The organism is Streptomyces sp. NPDC001709 (assembly GCF_053596375.1).
In genome coordinates, this window is the sequence record NZ_JBSFGB010000080.1 from 1 (window position 1) to 18,251 (window position 18,251).

Consider the following 18,251-nt stretch of genomic DNA (forward strand, 5'->3'; position numbering starts at 1 on the left):
CCACGAACACGAGACCAACCACTACGCTCAACACCAGCCCCAACCGGCGGCTGGAGCCAACACATAGAGCCTCCACCGACCCCGGAGCGCTTCACAGTGCGCAGACCTCTGTGTGCACTAGAGGGCGTCTGAAAAGCCTGTCAGCGGGCAAGTCGCCTGATAGCGGGGTGGTGACGCACTTTGGACGTTCGCCTGGCTGGAACGGTGCCGCCGCCTGTCGAAGGACTACGAGTACCTGCGCGTCTGCTCGGAGAACGCCATCTACCTCACCATGGCCATGCTCCTCGTGCGCCGCCTCGCAAGACCAGCCCGCTGACAGGCTTTTCAGACACCCTCTAGGAATCGCCGGCACGCGCCTTGGAGCCAGGTCTCGTGGTCGAAGCCAACCCGTGCGGACTGGGCCGTTCGGGTGCATCACGGTCCCGTGATGCGTCCGTTCGCAGCGGACGGGCAGGCATACGGGCACGTTCCTGCGAGGAAGGGATTGCGCTGTGCGCCTTGCTCTGATCGTCGTCGATGTGCAGAAGGACTTCTGCGAGGGCGGCAGCATCCCGGTGAAGGGCGGCGCCGACCGGGCCCGCGCCATCGCCGAGATGGTCCAACGCTCCGCCGGCAGCGAGTACGCGCACATCGTCGCCACCCGCGATCATCACATCGACCCGGGCGACCACTTCTCCGACCACCCCGACTACCAAAACTCCTTCCCCGTGCACTGTGTGGCCGGCAGCGAGGGAAGCACCTTCCACCCGCACTTCGCGCCGACCGCCGCTTCCGGTGCCGTCGACGAGGTCTTCTACAAGGGTGCGCACTCCGCCTCAAAGAGTGGCTTCGAGGGCACGGCCGAGGACGGCACGTCCCTGGCCGACTGGCTCCACGCGCGCAGCGTCCGCGACGTCGACGTCGTCGGTATCGCCACCGACCACTGCGTGAAGGCCACCGCGCTGGACGGCGCGAAAGCCGGCTTCGCCGTACGCGTCCTGCTCGACTACACCGCCGGCGTCGCCACCGACACCACCAACCAAGCCATCGAGGAACTACGCCAGGCCGGAGTCGCACTCACCGGTCAACCCGTCGTCCTCGACGCATGACGTCTACGGAGACCCCAGAGTAAGCCCCCACCCGGCCACTGGGGACGACGGCGCGCATCCCGCTCTTGTCCGGAACCGGCACCTCACCAACGCGGAAGCGGGCGATGACCCACTCCTTCCATTTCCGCTCGGCCACGGCCAGCTCGGTGTGGATATATTCGGTCTTCTCCGGCAGTTCGGGGACGCGGAGGGTGCGGCGCATGGAGCGCCACCGATCCGTTCCGGTGTACCCGGCGGCGGTTCGGGCGTCCAAGGTTCGCCGAGACGATCATCGGCTCGGAAAGCTGGCTGACAGCACCGCTGCGCCGCACGATTCCGCCGCCGGACGGCGCCATCACGCCAATGCCCGATATCTGAGGCTGCTTCGCGGGACTTTTCCGTCCTTCCTCCCGTTGTCCACGGCGACGATCACGCCCGCACCGTTCGTCGGGTGCAGGCGGTGCCACGCGCCAAGAAGGGACACCCCTGCCGCATGAGCACGCACCACCTGGGCCGGGCGGCCGCCGTACTGGCCGCCGCTCTCGCCCTGACCACGGCCACTACCGGGCTCACCGCGTACGCCGCCGACCCCTCCGACACGGCGGGCAGGCACACCAGCGTCATGCGCAGCGGTGGCGGTGCGGGGCAGTGCGACGACGACCCGTACGGCTGGGAGCGCGACGGACTGTGCCTGAACGCCGCGGACAACCGCAAGGTCGACGCGTACCTTGCCCGGGCCCGCGCGGCGGAGCCGTCGATCAGCCGCGATGTACAGGCTGCCGCCGACCTCAGCCAGGCCGAGGTCGTCGGCTTCGACTACCGCCTCAAGTCCCCCGACTCCCTCAAGCGAAAGGTCGCCACCGACCTCAAGGAGCATCCGGAACGCAACACCGACGCCGTCCTGGCGCGCCTGAGTGACGCGGTGCGCTACACCCTGCAATGGCCTGAGGACCGCTACGTCGCCGGTGTCACCATCGCCTCGGATTCGCTGTCCGCCTGGGGCAGTGACACCACGAAGTGGTCCAACACCTGGGGTCGGGAGAAGGGCTACAAGGGACTCAACACGGGGTGGCGCGCACCCGGATCGCGGCAGCTGTTCGAGGTGCAGTTCCACACCCCGGCGAGCAAGCTCGCCCAGGAGGAAACGCACAAGCTGTACGAGGAGCAGCGGCTGCCGTCGACCAGCCCCGAGCGCAAGAAGGAGCTACAGGACCAGCAGGACGCGATCTTCGCCGCAGTACCCGTCCCGGACGGCGCTCCCGCCATCGCTCCACCTGCCACTCGTCTTGCGCCAACAGCCTGACGCCTGCTGCGCAGCCCCGGCCGCCTGCCCGGGGCTGCCCTCAGTCCCCCCGCGCCACCCGCTGACCCAGCATCTACGAAATCCGTCCCAAGGATAATCCGCCCACCTCGTCGCTGAGTCGGAGCCGTGACGGGCCGCGGGCCGACCAGCAGCGGGACCGGTCCAGGCTCAAAGAGATCGGTTACTCGGTGACCCGCAAGCCCTTTCCTGAAGCTGCCCGTAGAAAGCCATAAGCGCCGGCGGACTCGCCGCGGACCGCGCGGATCCTCGCCACCAAGAACCGGTCCTCGCGCAGTGGTGTCGCCCTGCCACTCGTCCGACGAGTCCTCGCGCTGGTCCTCACCACGCCGCTCAAGTCCGAGAAGAGGCGAGAGTTATCGGGTTCTGAAACGGCGGTAGAGGTTTCGGGCCACGTATACCCCTGGACCGCCGAAGCCGATGATGTCGACGCGTCCGTCACCGGTGATGTCGGCCAGGTAGCGGGGGTGGCGGTCGACTCGCCAGGCGCCGGCGACGTCGTTGTAGCCGAAGCCGCGGCATACCAGCTGGGCCTGGTCGAACCGGCCGTCGCCGCGGTTCTGCGACACCCAGACCCCCTCGTCGCCGAAGCCGACAATCTCCTCGACGCCCCCGCCTACGCGCAGCTGGTCGGCTGACCCTGCTGCGCGGCACCACCGCCGGACGCCATGGCGCCGCGGCCATGAATTAATCGGCTCACAGCCCGCACACTGGCTGAGGCTTCCCAGAGCTTCGGCCAGTCGCGACTGGGACAACGGATTCGACACGACACCTCCAGCCAATCCGGCGTGTGCGTAGTTCGATTTCCGCGGCAGTTCCAGTGCCTCCCGAAGTCCCCGTCGACGACCTCCCGCCAGGCCCGTTCAACGTCGACGGTGGGTACAACATCGGGGTGCCGATAGACGGCCAGGAACCGGACGTTCTCCAGCAACGTCAGCCCTCCCGACCAGATCTCGTACTCCCAGCCGCGGCACTCGACCAGATGTCCCGCCCAGGCCAGCGCCTTTGGACCCTTGGGGAGGCAGGCCCGGAAGCACCATCCCGGCGTACGAGGCGAACACGCTTCCTAGCATTCCACTGATGACCGGCGAGTTGAGGATGCCGGTGACCGAGGCTCCCCACGGAAGTTGTCGACGTTCCGGGAATTCGCCGAACATCCCCTTGTCTTGCTGGCCAGAACCCTGCGTAAGGTCGCGCCGGAGGGCGGTCTGCTGCGACCAGAGGCGCGACCGGAAGTGCGACCAGGGGCGCGACCCCGGTGGCGCATCCGCCCCATCTCGTGGGAGGCGGGGCGGAAGGCGACAGGTCCTGCACCCTGACGCCGGCATGCGGGGCGGTTGCCGTCGCGAGGCGTTAGTCGCAGGTGTTGAGCATCTCGGTGAGCTTGGTCTTCTCAGGCGGCGTGATGCTCAGTCCGTACAGGTGCTTGATGTCGGTCCAGGCCCGTGAGTAGGTGCACCAGTAGTCCTTGTTCGGGGGCGCCCACTGGTCCGGTGACTGGTCGCCCTTGGAGCGGTTGGAGGCGGCGGAGACGTCGATCAGCTGCGAGTGGTCGAGGTCGTTGGCGAACTTCTTACGCTTGTCGGTGGTCCAGGTTCGGCGCCGGAGCGCCAGGCGTTGGCGAGGGGGACCATGTGGTCGATGTCGACCTTGGAGGCGGCATCGAGGGTCTTGCCGTCGTAGGGGCTGTACCACCTCCCCGTGGTAGCCCGGCACATCGAGTCCTGGGTGACGTCCCGGCCGTCGCGGGAGAGGACGACTTCCGGGTGTCGCAATCCCCCGTACTGCCTGATCCAGTGGGGAATTTCGCCCGCGAGTAGCCGGCCATCGAGTGCGGGGCGTCGATGGTGAGTTCGCCGAGTTCCTTCAGGGCGACGTCGGTGGCCGGCGGCTCGGGCAGGTCACGCCGCACGACCGTGGAGGCGGCCGTGGTTGTGGGGGCGCAGCGTATGCGGGCGCGAGGGTTGCCGTGACGAGGAGGGAAAGGCACGTCAGGGCCAGAATGGCGGCGCGGCGTCGCACGGATGAAATGATCACGAAGGCATCAACTACCGGAGCTGGCCGCGGTGTTGTTGCTTTGTCGCCCGGTCGCGGCATGGCGCTGCACAAAGTGGACACGCAGAACCGTTCCGCCGGCCTGGCGGCCTCCTGCTACCGGGTGACGCTGCGTGGATCAGCCAGGGTTGGTGAGTGCGAGCAGCTAGGCTCGGGATGCGGATGATCACTCGGCGCGAGGAAAGAGGCTGTGCCTCATGAACAACGACGGCGCCAAGACAATCCCTGAGCGACTCATCGACACCGTGGAGGCCGGGCCCGGTGGCGCCATGACCGACGAGGTCGGAGTCATCACCGGCGAGCTGACCGTGGCCACGACCCGGCTCACTGGTGGAAGGGCCCAGATCGCGATCCAGTACACGGGCGCCGAAGAGTGGTACACACTCACCGGCAGCCCCGCTCCCCTCCCCTCCCCTCCCCTCCCCTCCGGTGAGTTGAACGCTCTCCATCAGGATGTGCTCGAGCGTGTCCGTCACGGCGATGGCGCCGAAGCCCCGAACAAACAGCGGGCAGGTGCATGCGCGGCATCGTCGGTGCGCACCGCAGCATCGGGTGCCCGGCATCGGGTGCGCTCAGTGGCCGGCTTCTCGGCCGCGGTGCGGTGCGGGCTGCTGTGGGCGGTGCATCTGCTGGTCGTTCGGGCGCACCGGGTGCGCTCCATCGGCATCGTCCTGTGCGGCGTAGCGGTCCGTGCGAGCGCGGGAGTCGTCGGCCGCTTTGGTGAACACATCCTTCAGGTGGCGCAGCCGCTCGGCCGTGACATCGAGGGCTTCCACATCCGTGCGCGACCTCCTCAGGCTCGCAGCGCCGTCAGGTCGACCGCCTCCCGAGATTCGGCCTCCGGCCCCTGGTCATCGTGCTCGGGATCGACGGCCGGGGGCGCGAGCAACTGCTCGGGCATCGCCGCCTGTTGGTGGTTGAGTCGCCCGATCAGGGTGCCGTCAGGGTCGTAGCAGTGCACCCCGTCGTCCATCGCGGCCGCCCAGAGCCGGCCACCGTCGTCGAAGCGGAGGTTGTCGAAACGGGCGTTCTTGCGGCGTGCGGCGTCGGCGAAGACCTTGCCGTCGGAGAGCGTGTCGTTATCCCGTACGTCGAAGACCCGGATGCAGCCGGCCCGGGTGTCGGAGACGAAGAGCTCTCGCCCGTCGGCCGAGAAGACCAGGCCGTTCGGCGCCGTGAAGCAGTCGGCTACCAGGCGTACTTCACCATTGTCCGGGTCGATCCGGTAGACATTGTTGGCGCCGATCGCGCTCTCGGCGCGGTAACCCTCGTAGTCGCTGGTGATGCCGAAGTCCGGATCGGAGAACCAGATGGAGCCGTCCGACTTCACCGCTGCGCCGCGTTCGGGCTGTTTAGCCGCTTGCCCCGCCAGCGATCGGCCAGCACCGTGACAGTGCCGTCATGCTCGGTTCGTGTCACCCGGCGGTTGCCCTGCTCGCAGGTAATTAGACCATGTCCTACATGGCGGTTGGTCGTTGGGCTGCGTATGGGGCGGGGTACGTGGAGTTGGATTGTTCCGGACGGCTTGTGGGAGATCGCCAAGCCGTTGATTCCGGAGGATCGGGTGCGGCCGCAGGGCGGCGGTAAGCAGAACACACCTGATGAGACGCTGTTCGCAGCGATCATCTACGTGCTGGTCAGCGGCTGCGCATGGCGGGCCTTGCCGCCGTGCTTCGGGATATCGACGTCGACCGCGCACCGCCGGTTCATGATCTGGTCGCGAGCCGGCGTCTGGGGCCGTCTACACGAAGCGGTCCTGCACCAACTCGACGATGCGGGCCTTGTCGACGTCTCCCGTGTGGTCCTCGACTCCGCCCACGTCAGGGCTGAAAAAGGGGCGAACACACAGGTCCGAGCCCCGTGGACCGGGGCAAGCCGGGTTCCAAGATGCACGTCCTGTCGGACGCGAACGGACTGCCCCTGGTCGTCGGTGTCTCGGCCGCCAACGTCCACGACAGCGAAGGCCTGAAGCCCATGGTCGCGGGTATCCAAACGCAACACGACCCGCATCGAGGCCGTCACTTCAAACCCAAGCGGCTTCACGCCGACAAGACCTACGACATCCCCCACCTGCGGAAATGGCTGTGGGGCAAGCACATCGGCGTCCACATCGCACGCAAGGGCACCGAGTCCAGCGAACGCTTAGGGCGACGCCGGTGGGTGATCGAACGGACCGTCTCCTGGCTGTCCGGATACCGCAGACTCAGCCCCCGCTACGAGCGCCATCCCCGTAACTACCTGGCCTTCCTCGGACTTGCCGCAGCCCTTTGCTGCTACAAGCGGCTCCTCAAACTCACCATGTAGGACACGGTCTAAGCCGGCCTTGGCAGTCAAGAGTGTTGCCGTTGGTGTGCCCGGCACAGCGGCGGAAGACGCTGACGGCACCGGTCTCCTCGTCCCAGCGCAGCATCCGGTCGTTGGGGATGTCACTCCCTCCAAGCAGGAAGGTAGATCGGCCCCTCGGCCCAGCGGCAACCGGTGTACAGCACCTCCAAACCGTCATCGCCGTTCATGCACCGCCCCGTACGGAACCGGTCGTCGAGCATCTCGTACAGCGCAGGGCGCCCGCTGGTCACGGGTCCCCTATTCACAATTATGCCGAATCCTCTTCGGCAAATTGTGGAGAATGCAAGATGATCTATGGTCTATGCAAGGACATTCCGAATGGAGAGTTTTGGATCACATTTGATCGTGCCCTGCTGGCGCAGCTTCAGCAGGACGCTACCCGGTCCTACGCCGCGCTGGGGAAGGCCGTGGGCCTGTCCGCCGGTGCGGCTCATGAGCGCGGACTTCGCCGCGCTCTCCGAGATCCTGGAGGCGCACATCATCGCCGGCAACGCCTCGGCGCTGGTGAAAGTCAGGACCACGACCACCGAGCAACTGCAGGACGTGTTGGCCGGATCTACGCCATTGACGGAGTCAGCGGGACCCAGGCGACGGTTGTGCCGGAGACATTCTTCGAGCGGCCGGTCTCCCCGCAGGCCGCCAATCAGACGTGATCTCTCGGTGATCTCGCCGACCTGGTTATAGCGGTAGTTGGCCACGTCCAGGGCAGTGGTGGACGTCTGCAGCATGCTCGACGAACTTCGCGACAGCCGACTCCCATCGTTTCCCTGCGGCACGCCCAGACGCAGGTGATGGATACCATCACGGGTACGCACTGGGCGGCCTTCGTAGTGCAGAGCTGGTCGACTTGTGATGAGTGGCCAGTGCTGGTGTCGCCTCAGGTGGCTGCGAGGATGTCGAGGACCGAGATCACCGTGGTGCCGGGTGCCATGCCCTTCGGGGGATGTGGGCCGTACGCCAGCTTCGCGGGGATGACCGCGAGGATCCGACTGCCGACCCGCTGGCCGACCAGGGCGCGGTCCCAGCCCGCGATGACGTTGCCCCGGCCGATCACGACGGGCAGCGGGCCACCGTCCGCGTGGGAGCTGAGGAAGAGGTCCGCCTCGTCCTTGCCGCGAGCGGTCTCCCAAGCAGCCGAGGAATGCTGGAGGACCAGGGTCTGCCCGGCCTTCACCACCGGACCGGTGCCGTCCACCAGGCGCTTGACGACCAGGCCCTTGGGGCCCGCCTGGTCGGGCACGGACACGGTCGCGGTGCCGTCGGCCTCGTTCATGTGCACCTCGGGCAGTGCATCGGAGACCGAGTGCTGCTCGCCGGGGACGATGGCGTGGGCTCCGATGACGTTCATGATGTCGACGGCAAACACGACGGTGTCCTTGCCGGTGACATGGAGCTGCGCGCTGCCGGTCGTCCCGTACGCAGCTGCCGGGGGTGCGACGACCAGGATTCGGCTACCGGCGCGCTGGCCCTGCACGGCCCGGTCCAGGGCGGGCAGCGTCGCGCCGCGCCCGACGGCGAACACCTGCGGCCGGGCCCCTTTGCCGTACGAGCCGGGAAGCGTCTTGCCGGTGCGCCACACCTTGGCGGTGTAGCGGACGACCGCGATGTCGCCGACGTGTGCTGCAGCTCCCCGCCCCGGCGTCTGCGGCGCGACAACGAACTTGCCGCTCGGCGCGGACTTCGGAACCGAGATGGTGGCCCGGCTCCCAAACTGCCCCGAAACGGTAGGCAGTACGGCATCCGTGCGTACCACGGCAGGCACCGCCGCCTTCGCGTGCACCGGCACCGAAGGGGCCGCTAGGGGTCGGTGCCAGCCGTCCGGCCGCTGCCGATCAGATGAGGATTCGCTGCTGCATCCCACCAGCAGGAGGGCTGGCGCTATCAGCAGCGCGGCAAGACGACGCATCGATCTCCACTTCAAAGATTCCGACCGTTTCTCAAAGCTGGAAGCAGCCAGGACGAGTAACGTTTACCGGCCACTTATGACATACGAAATGAAGGCCACGGAAGCGACCAGGGCCATGAGCAGCCTGACGGGCCCATGCCAGGAGCGGCCTTTTCGGTCCAGGACTTCGACGAGTGCGGCAGCGATCCACACACCCACCAAGGCCCCGTACGAGAACCCAGTGAAGCCTTGCACTGTGCGTCCCCTCCTTTCTTTCGGACGAATCCTCTTGAGGTGAACAGCGGTGGCAGGCAGGCACGCCTCTTCCTGCACGCTTGCCTGCCACCGCCGGTATCAGTCAGCTACCTGTAGTGCCTGTACATGTATTCCTCGAGCTCTCTTGCATGCGCAGCTGCTCTCCTTGCCGCACGCCAACTTGCGTAGCGCCCCCATCCGGCGCGTATCAGGCCGCCCCAAGTGGCGCCGAGGGCAGCTCCCTTGTAGCCACTGTTCATGTATCGCCAATAGCCGCTGTAGTGACGTCTCTTGTGACGATGACTCCAGTAATAGGAGCCCGCTCCCACGGCTGCACCTGCGATCACGACGCAGGCGCCCGCACCGACAACGGTTGCGAAGGCAATTCCGCAGCCCACGCCTGCGGCGAATCCTGCGATGAACGTCTTGTGGTGGTGGGCCCAGTGCCTGGCGTGGTGATAGCCCCAGCAGACGAAGCCGAAGCCACTCCAGCACCGTCCATCGAGATCGAACTTGTTGATGGGATCGGCGTAGACGTAGTCGTAGGCGTTGGCGCTACCGCCCGGGACCGGGTCCACCTGGAGGAAACGCCCGGCGGTGGGGTCGAAGAGACGGACGCCCATGAGGGTGGCAGCCGTGACGGTTTCGCTGGAGCGTTGCTTGGCGCCGAGCCACCCGTAGCGGGTTGCGGTGGTGCCGGTCTCGAGGTTGCCGTACTCGTCGTAGGCCGACGCGACGACGGGCTTGGTGGTGTCCAGGGGGAGCTGGACGGTGACGTCGCCGTGGATGTCGGTCAGCTGCAGGACCGTGTTGCCCGTGGCGTTGGTGGTGGCGTCGAGGCCGCCGCTGCTGCCCTGGACGTTGCGTGTGATGGTGCCTGCGGTGTCCTCCTGGATCCAGTCGGGGCTGTCGCCGTCGTTGCCGTAGTGGTTGGTCTTGGTGCCGGTCTGGGTCCAGGTGCCGGCGTTGTTGGTCTCCGTCGTCCAGGCCGCCAGGCGCTGGGCGGCGTCCAGGGTCCAGGTCTGCCGGCTGGTGCCGGAGGTCTGCTGCTGGACCAGGTCGTTGGTGTAGTAGGCGATGGTCGCGCCGGATGCCTGGGTGGTGGTGCGGCCGAAGGCGTCGTAGACGATGCCCGCGTTCACCAGCCGGTCGGCGCTGTCGTAGTTGTTGGTGGTGCTGGTCGCACCGGTCGAGGTGCACGCGGCTCCGGCGACGCTGACGCTGGTGGCGAGGCCGGTGCGGTTGGTGTTGTCGTCGAAGGTGTAGCCGCGGCGGGTGCAGGTCCCGTCCGGGGCGGTGTCGTCGGCCTGGGTCAGGCGGCCGGTGTTGTCGTAGGTGTAGCTGCGGGTGTAGGTCTGGCCTCCGGTGTCGGTGTCGGTGACGGTCTGGCCGAGGATGGAGTGGTCGGCGGTGTCGGAGGCGACGACGGTGCCGTCGCTGTCCTTGGTGTAGACCCGGGAGGTCTGCGCGCCGGTCTCGTCCTGGGTGACGGTGAGGGTGTAGCCGCCGGGCAGCTGCTCGGTGGCCAGCTCACCGTCCGCGTCGTAGGTGGCGTTGAAGGTGCCCGCGACGGAGTCGGTACGGGAGGTCTCCACACCACGCGGGTCCTTGGTGGTGTCGTACGCGTACGTGGTGGTCGACGGAGCGGAGTCGGTCACCTTGGTGGGGCGGCCCAGCGCGTCGTACTGGGTGGCAGCGGTGTTGCCGTTGCCGTCGTTGTAGGAGATCTCCCGTCCCAGCATGTCGGTGACATGCGTGATGGTGTGGCCGTTGGAAGTGATGGTGGCGGTGTCACCGTTGTCCGGGTCGTACGTGGTGGTGACGTCCGGCACCGCCGTACCGACCCCGCCGGTCACCGACACCAGGGTCGGACGGCCGCTCGCGTCAGCGGTGGTCGTGGCGGTGCGAGTGACACCGTTGGCGGTCTCGGTCACCTTCGAGGTGTTGCCCCACCGGTCATACTCGACCGTCTTGGTCGGCAGTTGGGTGGGGTTGGTGCCGCCGAGGGTGATGGCACCGGCAGGACCCGTGGAGCACACCAGGTCCGCCCACTCGGGGCGCCCGTTGCACGCGCCCGTGCCTGTCGCCGAGTAGTAGGTGGTCACCGTTGCACCCGCGTCGTTGCCGTTCGACTTGGGCAGCGTGGTCTTGGTGACCCGGCCCTGGGCATCGTACGTCGTGGTCTTGACGAGGTTCAGACCGCCCGGGTCCTCCGTCGTGGAGGTGGGCAGGCCCTTGACCCAGTCGTAGGCCGTCTTCGTGGCGCGGGTGTCGCCGTCGGACGGGTAACCGTCCACGTAGGCGCCGATGGTAACCGTGGTGGGCTGGTTGGACACGGTGGCCGTACCGTCGGTCGGGCGGCCCTCATCGTACGCGGTGACGGTGTGCTGGCGCGCCGCCACCTCACTGCCGGCCGGCAGGTCGGTGCCACCCGTGCCGGCGTGCAGTATGCCGGTCAGTGTGGTCATGTGCAGCGGGCCGAAGCTCTCCAGCTCGCGCTGGCCGTCGCTGGAGTACACATGGGTAGTGGACAGCCGCTCCGCGCGGTCCGCCGTGGACAGGCCGTTGATCCCGAGCAGGGTCAGCTCGGTCAGCCCCGAACCGCCGGTGGAAAGCGCCAGCTCCCGGTTGCCCGCGGTCAGTTCGCGGACCGGGTTGCCCAGGTGGTCGTACTCGGTCACGCTCAGGTGCCCGCCCGGCGTGGCGCTGTCGACCTCCCGACCGGACGCGTCGGCGTACGAGATCGAGGCGCGGCCGTAGCTCCCCGAGGCCAGGGCCGACCCGGTGTTCGACGCGGGCACGGCATCCGGCGGGAAGACGGCGGTCGCGTCGGTGGGCACGTCTGTCTGGCCCCAGGCCGCGACGTCGGTGGTGCCCGCTGGGATGGGGGCGTTGGAGCCGGTCAGCGGCACGTCATAGACCACGCTGGTGGTGGCCGTGCCGCCGTCGGTCTGGGTCTTCGAACCCGCCACCAGCGTCGGCCGCGAGGCGGCCAGCAGCATGCCGGGCCCCGCGGTCGCCGCGTTGCCGGCCGTGCCATAGGTGAAGGTCCACGGCAGCTCACCGGGCGGCGTCAGGGTGGCGACGCGGCCGGCGCTGTCGTAGGTGTAGGCGGTCTTCAGCGCCGGCGAGATCCGCGGGTCCCAGCTCTCGCGCAGCCGACCGGAGTCGTCGTACGCGTACTGGGCGATCACGGTCGCGGTCGCGGAGGACGCACCCGGGTCGGTGGCCCACAGCTTGATCTGCGCCACCTGCCCCGTGTAGTCACCGAACACTGAAGACGTGGCCGTCGTGGAGGTCGCATACACGTACTCCAGGACGCGGCAGCCCTTGGTGGAAGGCGTCGTGGCACAGGTGGCAGACGCCACCGCCGAGGTCGGCGCGATCACATACTTCGGACGGGCCAGCGTCAGCGAACCGTTGACGACCTTCTCCGAGACCACCGTGGTGGTGGAGTTGTCCGTCGGCAGATAGGTGGTGGACACCTGCCAGGTGGTGGCAGCGGGGTCGACCTTCGCGAACGTGGTCGTCGTACCGCCGGTGTCCTTCAGGGTGAACGAACCGGTCAGGGACCCGGTCAGGGTGAGGTCCTCGGCACCCGGCTCGCTCTTCCAGCCGCCGGCAGAGGTTGCGGTGAAACCGGTCTCGTCGCCGTCCACGCCGACGACCGCCACCGAGGTGGACGAGGTCTGGCGGAGATAGGCGTAATCGGAGTCGGTGGCCTCCGCGGTGGTGCCGGAGGTCCACTGCGGGCCGAAGATCGCCACCTGGCCCTCGGCATCCGCGCCCGCGGTCGGCTTCCGTGACGAAGCCGTACGCGACACACTCATGCCGAACGCCGAGGCATCCGTCGCCGACAGCGTGTAGTCACCCGTCAGGTCATTGACCGAACCCGGACCGACCCCGTCCGACGGCGCGGTGCCCGCATTGCGGTCCACGGTGACCGACGACGACGGCGAGTACCCCGTCGTCGTGCCGTCGGTGAACGCGGCACGGATGTCGACCGGGCCGTCCTCGGTCAGCGACGTGGTGATGTTCCACGTCAGCGCGGGCGGCGCGCCACTGGGGGCGGCCAGCGGCCAGGCCGTCACAGCCGAACCGTCGCTGTTCTTCGTGACGTCCGCGAGCGGCACGTTGTGCCAGCTGTCGGTCTCACCGCGGCGGTACTGGTACGTGACACCGGTGTAGGTGGGCTTGCCGGTCGCGGCCAGGGCCACCCTGCGCGCGGGCCGGTCGCCGTCGCCCGGGCTCAGCAGCGCGGCACCGTCCGCACCTACGCCGAAGGAGTACTTGGTGTTGGTGGCCGACAGGTTTCCGCCGGAGTCGATGGTCTGGGCGTACAACGTGTGCCAGCCGTCGGCGGGGGTGATGGTGATGTTGAGCGGGTCGCCGCCGTTGCCGTCGACCGTGTCGTACACGCTCTGCTTCATCGCCGGGTCGTCCAGGCCCCACTTGAAGCCCTGTCCGTCCGTCGACGTCGTGTCGAGGGTGCAGCTCACCGAGCCGGGCGCCTTCGCCGACCAGGTGTCCTGCGGATACGAGGAGCAGCTGACGCTGGGTGCCGCGGGCAGCGCCGTGTTCAGCACGAACGGGGTGTACCCGGTCCAGGACCCGTAGTCGGTGGAGTCGTAGCCGCGCACCCGGAGCCGCAGATGCGAGCCCGCGGGGAAGGCGTTGGCCGACGGGACGGCCAGGGTGGCCGTGGACCCGGACGCCACACCCGCGCTGGTCGCGGTGTACGTGTACGTGGTGTCGGCGTAGGCGGGGTCCGGGGTGATCTCGAACTGGGCCTTGACCGTGCCACCGTCCGCGTCCGTCACCTTCGCCGACAGGGTCGGCGTCAGCGAGGTCACGTACCGCTTACCGTTGTACGCGTTCACCGTCGAGGGCGAGACCGCGGCAGCAGTCGGGACGCCCGGGTAGGAGTTGTAGGTCACCACCAGCTTCGGCGCGTACCCGGACGTGGAGTAGTTGGCCGAGCGGAACCGGCGCCAGGCGGTGGAGTCGGTCTCGTTGGCGCTGGCTACGCGCAGACCGTAGTTGGTCGCGCCGTTGGCCCAGTCCTGGACCATGCCCGTCAGGCCCCAGTTCGACCAGGCTGCCGGGCAGGAGGAGCTGTAGCCCCAGTGGCCGGTGTTGGTGGCCCTGTTGGTGGCGGTGACGGTGGGCTGGGCACCCCAGGTGATCGACGACGAGGACCACGACGAGGTGATCCGTGAGGCGTCCGTGGTCGCACCGCTCGTCGCGCATGTCGACGAGTAGTAGTTGTACAGCGACATCGTCGCCGACTGGATGTGCTTGCCCGCGAACGGCGACACATCGAACTTCAGATACGACCGCGCCACGTCCGCGCCCGCGTCGTACGTACCCGACTTCAGCTCCTCGGAGGAGACCTGCGAGTCCGGGTAGCCGGGGGTCTGCACCCACGTGTCCGTCGTGACCGCCAGCGTGGACGTCGGGTCCACAGTCACCGGATAGGTGAGGGCGGGATCCGCGAGGAACTTCGGGTCCGGGGTCAGCACGAGGGTCTGCGACCCGTCCGCGGCGGTGTCGACCTTCGTGGCCACCCGCGCCCGGTGCGCGGACTCACCCGAACGCCGGTCCAGGGAGGCGTCCCACATCATGGGCGCCGGAGCCTCGGCCACCAGCTTGCCGGACGCGTCCTTCATCAGCAGGTGCCCGGAGTGGGCCTGGGACAGCTTCAGGCCGTCCAGGTGCAGCGGGATCCGGTACGAGACCGGGCCGTTGGGCCTGCTCGCGAGGATCACGTCCTCGGAGAAGCCCTGCTTGAGCGCAGTGACCTTCAGGGTCTGGCCGGAACCCAGGGCGTAGGAGGCCGTGGCCCCGGACACCTTCGGTGCGGGCAGTTTGTCCTGCCAGCCCATGGCGAACCGGGTCCTACCCCGGGCGACAGAGGCCAGGTCGCTGTCGCCGCCGCCGGAGACGGCGATGTCGGCGACGGCCTCCTTCGGCTTCAGGCCGGCACCCGTGCCCGTGAGCGAGGTGTCAATGTCGTGCCAGGTGCCGTCCCGCTTGACCCGTATCGGACTGGCGAACGACTCGGTCTGCATCGAGCCCGAGGGCAGGACCCAGGTCGTCGTGTCCGCGGTCCGCTCCGACAGCACCTCGATCCTGCGGTGCTGCAGCCGGGCCATCAGCATGGCCGAGGCCTCGTCGTTCGCCTGAGCCGCACCCAACGGCTTCTTCGCCTTGCCCGAGACGGCGGCGGCGGAGCCGGTCCTGCCCATCGCGACGGCCTCGCCGGTCGCGTCCAGCACCAGCGCCGCCTCGGTCAGCATCGCCAGCGACAACGCAGCGGCGATTCCCATACGCCGCCGGGACCGTCTGGGTATGCGGGCTTTAGCCGTTCTTGGCCACGCTCTTAGGCGTGCGTGAATCATCTGCAACTCCTGTTGCAACAGAGGTGCTGAGCCGTGGGGGGCGATCACATGATTCACATGCACGCGAGCGGCATCTTTACTCGGTCGAGGAAATTCCAACTCCTGGCAAAGAACCCAAGGTCAGATGCCTGTTGTGGGCGGATTTAGAGATTCCTGTTGCATGCATGCCGCGACTCTCTCGCGAAGGGGTGATACCCAGCCAGCCTGGCTGAATCTACTAGGTGGGCGGATTGCCCCCTTTACGCGAGGCCTTCGGGCTTTGCTGTTTCTTGAAGGAATATGTGGACAAGCGGGAGTAACCGATGGTGTCGGCGGTTACTTCACGCCGACTGCCGATGAAACAAGCCGTGATGCTACGCGCGACCGCCGCGGACCCTCCCGGGTGCTCGCCGCTCCTCCTCGCCCCGAGCGGCCGAGGGTCTCCCGTTCGGCCCACCCGGGGTCGCCGACTCGCTGGCGGATCCGGCCCGCCCCTGTCCCGAAGCGGAGGACGTCCTGGGCCGCTCAACTTGTCCTACCGTTCTAGCGCGGGCCCACGCCGGTCATTCGTGCAGGCCGTGACGACCACGGACACCCGGCTCTACGGGCAGGCGAGCGCAAAGGCTTGGGACCGACTGGCACCCGCGACTGACCCGCCAAGGGGCATGGCTCGACCACGACGTCATCGAGGGAACCGTCATCCGCCTGGTCGTCGAGAAACTGCCCAGCGGCAGGGTGAACAAGCCGGTCTGGTTCTGGTGGTCGGGCACCAGCGCCTCCGCGGCAGACGTCGACCGATGCTGGCAGTCCTTCCTCCGTCGCTTCGACATCGAGCACACGTTCCGCCTGTTCAAGCAGGCCTCCGGGGGACCAAGCCCCGCCTTCGCAGCTCGAAGGCGGCCGACCGGTGGACCTGGCTGGTGATTGCCCCTACGCCCAGCTCCGGCTCGCCCGCCCGCTGGCGACCGACCTCCGGCGCCCCTGGGAGAAGCCGGCCGAGCCGAACAAGCTCACCCCTGCTCGCGTCCGGAGAGGGTTCAGAAACCCGTGCGCGAAGGCTGGGAGGCTGTCGCACGACTTCGTCCCTTCGGCAGTCAAGAGCGATTCGTTGTTCGCTTCCGGGGAACACAAGGGCGTCGGAATCTTGCCTGGTGGGGCGGAACTTCTTGTCGTACGACCGTGAACGTGACCTAGAGATGCCGCGGAATGTACGGGAGTGGCTGCCGCACGAGCACCGGTGCTGGAAGGTGTTGGGCGTCGTCGAACAGCTTGATCTTTCGGCGTTCGAGGACGGCATCCGCGGCGACGGGCAAGGAGGAGCGGCCTACCCTCCTGCGAGCCTGGTCGCCCTGCTCTTGTACTGCTACAGCAAGGGCATACGTTCCTCCCGCCGCATCGAGCAGGCGTGCTCGGGCGACGTGGGCTGCCTCGTCATCACCGCGAACCGCAGGGTGGACCACTCCACCATCGCGCGGTTCGTACGACGCCACCGTGCCGCCTTGGACTCCCTGTTCGTACAGGTGCTGTCGCTGTGCGACCGGCGCGGCCTGGTGGATCTTTCGGCGGTGGCAGTGGACGGTTCGCCGATGGGGGCGAATGCGTCCCGCGATGCCAACCAGCGACTCCAGCGCCTGGAGGAGACCATCTCCCAGTGCGAGAACGAGATCCATGCACTGATGGAGGACGCGCTCGCCCACGCGAGGAGCGCCGAGGCCGATGAGTGGGCCAGGCACGACGGCTGCGAAGACGAACGTGACGACTGGCCTCGCCTGTCCCGGCTGTGTGACCGGCTCACCCGGGCCCATCTGGCCAGGGACAGGCTGCATGAACGTGCCATGCCCTCACCCACCGAGATCCGGATCAAGGTCGAAGCTGCCGAGCGCATGTGGCTCGCGCGGAGAAACGCCTGGCTGCCGAGACCGCAGTTCACCAGGAGAAACTGAAGAAGTACGAAGCCCAGGCACGAGAAGACCGGGCGGCAGGCCGCCGGAGAGCCAACGGACGGCCGCCGGTCCCGGTGGAGCACAAGACCGTCCTTGTCCGGCAGCGGGCCCGGCTGGAGAAAGCACGGGCCTGGCTCGAACGGGCACGCACACCACGACCGGTCCCTTCCCCGGACTCCCGCGCCTGCCTGAGCGACCCCGACTCCCGGCTGATCCAAGGAAAACGCGGCGGCTACCTGCAGGGATACAACATCCAGATCGTCTGCTCCCGCCGCCAGCTCCTCCTAGCCATCGAAGCGCACGACAACTTCTCGGACAGGACGGCTCTGGTTCCGATGGTGCACAAGACCCAGCACAACCACCGGGCCTCAGTACTCCCTGGCGAGATCCAACTGACGATGAGGATCCCGCCGACGGTCACTGTCAGCATGAGGGCCAGGAACACCTGCCCGCCGGTGTCTGCGCCCATGGTTCCCGGGTCCAGGGCGCGTAGCAGACTCATCCACGCCACGCCACGCCCCGCCAGCCGCCGTTCCGTTCGGCCTCGGTGTTGGTGAGCGCCACCACCAGGACGGTGACCAGCGCGATGAGCACAACCGAGGCAAGCGCGAGCCAACTGATCAGTGCCGGCGTTCCCCGGTCCATCGTGCCGTCGAACCAGTACCGAAACCGCCGCCGCAGTCCGCCTCGCCCCACCCAGCCCCCTGACATTCCTGTTGCCGAGCCCGTTGCCCGGGCACACTCGTGAGCAGCGCCGTTGCAGGTGCTCACCGGCCTTGTCCGCGCCGAGCAGGTCGTGGAGGAGATCACCCCTGCGCCCTACACCGCGGTTCTGGCGCCGCCGTTGTGCCGCACGCCAAGTCAACGACACCGCTACACCCTCCACCACCAGGCTCGGGAAGCATGAAGCGCTCCGGGGTCGGTGGAGGCTCTATGTGTTGGCTCCAGCCGCCGGTTGGGGCTGGTGTTGAGCGTAGTGGTTGGTCTCGTGTTCGTGGG

At 67.8% G+C, this 18,251-nt stretch carries 9 protein-coding genes and 6 pseudogenes; 7 read left to right on the plus strand and 8 right to left on the minus strand.

Features of this window, described 5'->3' with window-relative positions:
* Positions 1–491: 491 nt before the first annotated feature.
* Positions 492–1,088 carry an isochorismatase family protein gene (locus tag ACWC0C_RS46290; RefSeq protein WP_450871071.1) on the plus strand — a complete coding sequence of 199 codons (597 nt, stop codon included), beginning with the start codon at positions 492–494 and terminating at the stop codon, positions 1,086–1,088.
* Between the two features lie 472 nt (positions 1,089–1,560).
* Positions 1,561–2,370 carry an ATP nucleotide 3'-pyrophosphokinase gene (locus tag ACWC0C_RS46295; protein ID WP_450871072.1) on the plus strand — a complete coding sequence of 270 codons (810 nt, stop codon included), beginning with the start codon at positions 1,561–1,563 and terminating at the stop codon, positions 2,368–2,370.
* Between the two features lie 374 nt (positions 2,371–2,744).
* On the opposite strand, the pseudogene ACWC0C_RS46300 reads toward ACWC0C_RS46295, so the two are convergent.
* Together ACWC0C_RS46300 and ACWC0C_RS46305 are read right to left on the minus strand one after the other, a co-directional pair.
* Positions 2,745–3,005: pseudogene (locus ACWC0C_RS46300) on the minus strand (FG-GAP repeat domain-containing protein); the annotation flags it as partial.
* A gap of 736 nt (positions 3,006–3,741) precedes the next feature.
* Positions 3,742–4,104, minus strand: coding sequence for a hypothetical protein (locus ACWC0C_RS46305; RefSeq protein ID WP_450871073.1), 363 nt, complete (start codon positions 4,102–4,104; stop codon positions 3,742–3,744).
* Between the two features lie 536 nt (positions 4,105–4,640).
* Between ACWC0C_RS46305 and ACWC0C_RS46310 the strand changes: the two are divergent.
* Positions 4,641–4,940 (plus strand): annotated as a pseudogene (locus ACWC0C_RS46310) (hypothetical protein); the annotation flags it as partial.
* Between the two features lie 75 nt (positions 4,941–5,015).
* Here the strand turns inward: ACWC0C_RS46310 and ACWC0C_RS46315 are convergent.
* Together ACWC0C_RS46315 and ACWC0C_RS46320 are read right to left on the minus strand one after the other, a co-directional pair.
* Complete coding sequence (locus tag ACWC0C_RS46315) at positions 5,016–5,219, minus strand: hypothetical protein (protein ID WP_450871083.1); 204 nt, start codon at positions 5,217–5,219, stop codon at positions 5,016–5,018.
* Positions 5,220–5,362: 143 nt separating this feature from the next.
* Positions 5,363–5,892 (minus strand): annotated as a pseudogene (locus ACWC0C_RS46320) (SMP-30/gluconolactonase/LRE family protein); the annotation flags it as partial.
* A 37-nt stretch (positions 5,893–5,929) separates the two neighbouring features.
* On the opposite strand from ACWC0C_RS46320, the gene ACWC0C_RS46325 reads away from it, so the two are divergent.
* Positions 5,930–6,747, plus strand: a protein-coding gene (locus ACWC0C_RS46325) for an IS5 family transposase (RefSeq protein WP_450871075.1) whose coding sequence is annotated in 2 segments (ribosomal slippage) — positions 5,930–6,278 and positions 6,278–6,747 — 819 coding nt in all. Because the reading frame shifts where the segments join, the coding sequence is not laid out codon by codon here.
* Position 6,748: 1 nt separating this feature from the next.
* Here the strand turns inward: ACWC0C_RS46325 and ACWC0C_RS46330 are convergent.
* Positions 6,749–6,989 (minus strand): annotated as a pseudogene (locus tag ACWC0C_RS46330) (SMP-30/gluconolactonase/LRE family protein); the annotation flags it as partial.
* 101 nt (positions 6,990–7,090) lie between these two features.
* Here ACWC0C_RS46330 and ACWC0C_RS46335 point away from each other — a divergent pair.
* A pseudogene (locus ACWC0C_RS46335) lies at positions 7,091–7,442 on the plus strand (Lrp/AsnC family transcriptional regulator).
* A 224-nt stretch (positions 7,443–7,666) separates the two neighbouring features.
* Here ACWC0C_RS46335 and ACWC0C_RS46340 read toward each other — a convergent pair.
* Together ACWC0C_RS46340 and ACWC0C_RS46345 are read right to left on the minus strand one after the other, a co-directional pair.
* Positions 7,667–8,542, minus strand: a complete 876-nt coding sequence (locus ACWC0C_RS46340) for an FKBP-type peptidyl-prolyl cis-trans isomerase (protein WP_450871077.1) — start codon at positions 8,540–8,542, stop codon at positions 7,667–7,669.
* A gap of 494 nt (positions 8,543–9,036) precedes the next feature.
* Complete coding sequence (locus ACWC0C_RS46345) at positions 9,037–15,258, minus strand: DNRLRE domain-containing protein (protein WP_450871078.1); 6,222 nt, start codon at positions 15,256–15,258, stop codon at positions 9,037–9,039.
* Between the two features lie 626 nt (positions 15,259–15,884).
* Between ACWC0C_RS46345 and ACWC0C_RS46350 the strand changes: the two are divergent.
* Both ACWC0C_RS46350 and ACWC0C_RS46355 read left to right on the plus strand, forming a co-directional pair.
* A pseudogene (locus ACWC0C_RS46350) lies at positions 15,885–16,369 on the plus strand (NF041680 family putative transposase); the annotation flags it as partial.
* Between the two features lie 136 nt (positions 16,370–16,505).
* A complete protein-coding gene (locus tag ACWC0C_RS46355) occupies positions 16,506–17,252 on the plus strand; it encodes a transposase (RefSeq protein ID WP_450871080.1) in 747 nt (248 codons plus the stop codon).
* Between the two features lie 498 nt (positions 17,253–17,750).
* On the opposite strand, the gene ACWC0C_RS46360 is transcribed toward ACWC0C_RS46355, so the two are convergent.
* Complete coding sequence (locus ACWC0C_RS46360) at positions 17,751–17,897, minus strand: hypothetical protein (RefSeq protein WP_450871081.1); 147 nt, start codon at positions 17,895–17,897, stop codon at positions 17,751–17,753.
* Between the last annotated feature and the right edge of the window lie 354 nt (positions 17,898–18,251).